Source organism: Mycobacterium sp., from assembly GCF_035653355.1.
Taxonomy (GTDB): Bacteria; Actinomycetota; Actinomycetes; order Mycobacteriales; family Mycobacteriaceae; genus Mycobacterium.
The window spans coordinates 1-4,306 of sequence record NZ_DASRBZ010000653.1; the positions used below are offsets into that span (position 1 = coordinate 1).

At 64.4% G+C, this 4,306-nt stretch carries 4 protein-coding genes and 2 pseudogenes; all 6 read right to left on the reverse strand.

Going from position 1 to position 4,306, the window contains the following annotated elements; all coding sequences use genetic code 11:
• Positions 1-341 (reverse strand): annotated as a pseudogene (locus VFA16_RS22390) (hypothetical protein); the annotation flags it as partial.
• Between the two features lie 80 nt (positions 342-421).
• Positions 422-715, reverse strand: a complete 294-nt coding sequence (locus VFA16_RS22395) for a hypothetical protein (RefSeq protein ID WP_324969943.1) — start codon at positions 713-715, stop codon at positions 422-424.
• Between the two features lie 3 nt (positions 716-718).
• On the reverse strand, positions 719-1,333 hold the full coding sequence (locus VFA16_RS22400; RefSeq protein ID WP_324969944.1) for an H-type lectin domain-containing protein: 615 nt from the start codon (positions 1,331-1,333) through the stop codon (positions 719-721).
• A gap of 58 nt (positions 1,334-1,391) precedes the next feature.
• Positions 1,392-1,811 (reverse strand): hypothetical protein, encoded by a 420-nt coding sequence (locus tag VFA16_RS22405; protein ID WP_324969945.1) that lies wholly within the window; start codon positions 1,809-1,811, stop codon positions 1,392-1,394.
• Between the two features lie 3 nt (positions 1,812-1,814).
• Positions 1,815-3,503, reverse strand: coding sequence for a hypothetical protein (locus VFA16_RS22410; protein ID WP_324969946.1), 1,689 nt, complete (start codon positions 3,501-3,503; stop codon positions 1,815-1,817).
• Between the two features lie 21 nt (positions 3,504-3,524).
• Positions 3,525-4,306, reverse strand: a pseudogene (locus VFA16_RS22415) (hypothetical protein); the annotation flags it as partial.

Consider the following 4,306-nt stretch of genomic DNA (forward strand, 5'->3'; position numbering starts at 1 on the left):
GTGCCCGCCGCGACGCACTGGTACAGGTAGCCGTTGCCGCCAGAGGGCTTCACGACCTGGCCGATGGAATACGCGGTCGAGGTGGCTGCCGTGGCCGACCAGGAGTTGGCGGCCGTGTAAGTGACGCTCAGCGAGGTGAGCGCGACGCCACCGGTGGTGTAGCCGTTCCCCGCAGCGACCTCGGTGTAATGGGCCGTCGCGACATCGAAATATTGATCGGAGTCGAAGTTGAACGACTGCGCCGTGACCAGCGCCATCTTGATGGCGTCGCTGCTCCAGTTCTCTTTCGCGGCGAGCAACGACGACGGGTTGAGGCGGAACAGCTTGCTGGTGACTGCCATGAGTGCGGGTTCCTTTCGAGGGGACAAAAAAGCCCCGCACTCTGGCGGAGCTGGTGGTGCGGGGGAGTTGGAGTGGCGGGCTAGTTGATGACGACGCTATCGCCGCCGGACAGGTTCAGCCCTTCCTGGGCGGCGATGGAGTTCTGGATGTTGGTGTACGTCGTTGCGCGAGCCTCGGACGCCGGGCTCGTGTAGACGATGAAGGTGCCGTTCGCAATGCCGGGGTTGTTCCCCAGCAGCGTTACGGCGCCGGACACCGGGTCCTTGTAGCCGACCTGATACCAGACGGTGATCGTGTCGGTCAGCGTGTTCGGATCAACCACGTGCTGCTGGCTGATCGAATGCGCGTAGTTGATGGTGAGCGTGCGCGACATGCGTTACCCCTGTCCGAGTGCGATCCACGAGGCGAAGATGGTCTGCGTCCCGCCACTCTGGTTGTTGAAGCCGGCCGTGAATCCGCTGGTGGTGATCGAGGACGCCGTGACCGAGACAAGATGCGTCTGGTTGAGCGCACCGGAGATCGTCTGCAGCGAGATCACGACCGTGGGCGTGCTCGTGAATGCTTTGTCGAACGTCACCCCGGCGTTGACCGTGGTGCCGTTGGCAATTGATCCGCTGTTGACGTTACCGGCGTCGATCAGCGTCTGCGCGCCCGTGGCGCCACGGACCGACGGCTGTCCATTGACGAGCAGATTGGTGCCGGGCAGGTTGTAATTCGTGCCGTCGTAGTTGATCCATCGGTTGGTGGCGCCGAGGAACACGTAGCCGGTGCCACCGCGATTGGCGCTCAGGTCGCCGGTCGTTGCTGACAGGTTGGTGGGCCCGGCAAACACGACGGCACCGCTGACCGTGTTGTTGGTGCTGACGATGTACGAACCTGACGTGATGCTGCCGGCGGTGCTCAGTGCATCGCTGATACTGACCGGACCGGCGTTCCCCTTGAGGTAGTCCATCTCCGCGCTCAGATACGTGTTCATCTGAGCTGCGGTCACCAATTGACCCGTGACCCAACTAAGGGTGGCTGTCCATGACGTAGTGGATCACCCCCTTTCAGTTGGCCGCGCGCAGCGGCAGGTCGTGTTCAGCGTTTTCTTGCTCGAGCTCGGTCAGCGTCTCGTGCCACTGCCAGTTGCGGTTGACCACCGGCCGTGCGCGCAGGCATGCCTCGATCTGGGGCCACGTCTCGGGAAAGGCGGCAGTCCATTCGCGGCCACATTCGAGGCAGATGGCGCGGTTCCAGCGAGGGTGCGCGCTCGGGCAGTTGGCGCACACACAGCGGACCAGCCAGCGGCCACCGTTCACGAACGCAGGCAATGTCTGGCCGCTGACGGTGAGCGCGTAGAACCGCTGCGTCTGCCGGCCCACCTGGACGGCCAGGTCGCGGTATGCGTCTAGCGACCGCGCGCCGTGAATGTGCTCTGGCGTGGCGATGGCAGCGCTGAACTGTGGAAACGGCTCAACGGGTTGCATGAGTCACCACCCCAAAACTGTTGTTTGACCTAGGAGCCCGTAGGTCGCGTCACCGAGAATCCACGACGTGCCCGTAGCTGGACTCAGACCCCACGTGGTCTGCCAGGAGAACGGCGCTTCAGCCGTCCATGAGTGCTGGATTTGCTGGATCCACGCTTCCTGCTGGATCTGGGCCGAGTTCGGCCACGTCTTGGTCACTCGGATGCGGTCGCCGATCTCGCGGCCGAGCACCTGCGGGTACAGGTTGGTCGGGTCCGCCGTGGGATCGACCACCATGCTCTGGAAGCGCAGCTTCTGATCCTTGTACGCGGCGACGAGGCCCTGCGCGAGAGACAGCGACTGGCCGTCGTCGCTGACGAGCACCGATTTTTCGAGGACGCGCGCGTAGTAGTGCGTCTGGCTCGTGGCGTCTGTCCATTGCTGTGTGACGCCGCCCTGTCGGGTGATCCGAATCTGATTCCAGATCGTGTCGTCGGCAAACACCGGGGTGATGTTGGCGTACAGCATCATGCCCGGCTGATCGCCGAAACTGCCCTGCACCGTGATGTACGGCGCCTTCGATGCTTCCGACCGGTCGAGAAACACGACTGAGCCGTCGACGCCCATGAACAGCGTGCCCATCTCGCTGTCGATGCCACACGCCTGCATGTGCGACAGCGCGTAGTCGGTGACGGTCTGCGCCGCGACGGTGGACTGGCCGGGATCAAGCCGGCGATCCGATGCAGGCCAGCCGACCTGATCCAGCACATGCTGGATGCGGGTGCCGGTCAGCTCCTGCGCGAAACTAACGCCTTCCATCTTGAACAGCGAGAAGACCTTGAACCCGTCTGAGGCTTGCACCTCGGTCCAGGCGTCGTCATAGACCTGCCAGTTCTGCGGCCAGCGTTCGACGTAGCCCGTGAACAGGGTGTACGACCTGCTGTTGAAGTTGGCCCGGATGCGGATGCGCCGCATGACCAGCACGTTCGGGTAGTACGGGCTGGCCGTGTTGCTGGGATCGAACCGATGGTCGCGGTTGTCGAGCACAATCGTGGCCGTGCCCGCCTCGATCCGATCGAGCTCGAAGGACCGGCCGCGGCTGATCGTGAACGACTTCAGGTAGTTGCTGACGTCGGTCCAGACGGGTGTCGAGCTCGGGTCGAGGAAGGAGATCTCACAGACGATGCCCGGCGAGGTTGGCGTTCCAGGGTTGCCGATGACGCCGCCGCCCCCGCCGATGGTGGTCGAGGGGGTGCCCGTTCGGAGCGCGATCCTGATTGTCGGAGCCGCTGCCGATGCCGGCACAGGCGTCGCGCTGTTCACGGCCGCGCTCGACGTGCCTGTGCGCTGTCGGGTGAGAAGCCTGGTCGATGTGACCGCGACCGCAGCAGCCGCCTGTGGTGCGCCGATCCGCTCTCGAATCAGGAGCCGCGGCGCGGTGGCTGCGGCGAGCAGGGCGGCTGCAGGGGTACCGGTGCGCTGTCGGATGCAGACGGCTGTGGCCGTGACGCTGACGGTGAGCGACGGGCCGCGAGCAGCGTACTGGCCGAAGGCGACGGCACCGAAATACTGGCCTGTGCTTGCAACGGCGCCGCTATTGGCAGCTGGTGCACCTGTGCGGAGTCGGATGCAGACCGCGGGCGGGGTGACGTAGACCGTAGCGTCCGTGCCGTACGGGCCAGCACCGTAGTTGCCACTGCCGTAGGTGCTCATGGCTGGCCTCCCGGCGCGCGGTTAGTTGGTGACGAGGGTGGTGCCGGTCGGAGCCGCGTAGTAATGCCAGAGCGGGCTTGCGAGCGTGCCCCAATCTGCGGTCACGGTGCCACCGCTGTAGGAGTTCATGTGCGCGCGCACATACGAGGTGCCTGGAGCCTGGCCCTGGGCCGCCTTGCACGACGTGTTGAAATCGTGCTCCATCATCAGGTCGATGGTGTTGTCGCCCGAGCCGTACGACTCCCAGTAGACGTTGTTGAAGCCGGACGGTGCCGCATTGCCGGAGCCGCCCTGGTGCATGAGCGCCTGCACGATGTTGTGGTTGGAGTCACGCATGCTGAGCAGCGTGTTGCCGCCCTGCCCACCGTACAGACGACCACGGTACGTGTTGCGACCATTGCCGCCGCGCATGATGAGGCAGCACTTGTACGGGCCTTCAAATTGGCCGTTCGAGATCGTCACGCCGCCAGAAACGATGTCGCCTGCCACGTCGAAGTTGTTGTAGACGTGGATGTTCGCGATGTCGGTACCGGAGGCGGCACCACCAGCACCGTTGTTCCCGAACAGGATGCCGCGTCGGCCAGGAACGTGCGTGGTGGCGTAGACGTAGATGTTGGCCATCTGCGAGTCGTTGACGCCGATCTGCGTCCACGCCGCGCTGACGTGGTACGTGACGGCCGACCCGGTCGGTGTGCCACTGGTGACTTGAAAGGCGGTCGCGGTGAGGCCCGTCGAGCTGACCGTGTAGTTCGTGCCGCCGATCGTGACTGTCTGGTTGGCGTTGAGGAAGTGGGGGCGCTGAC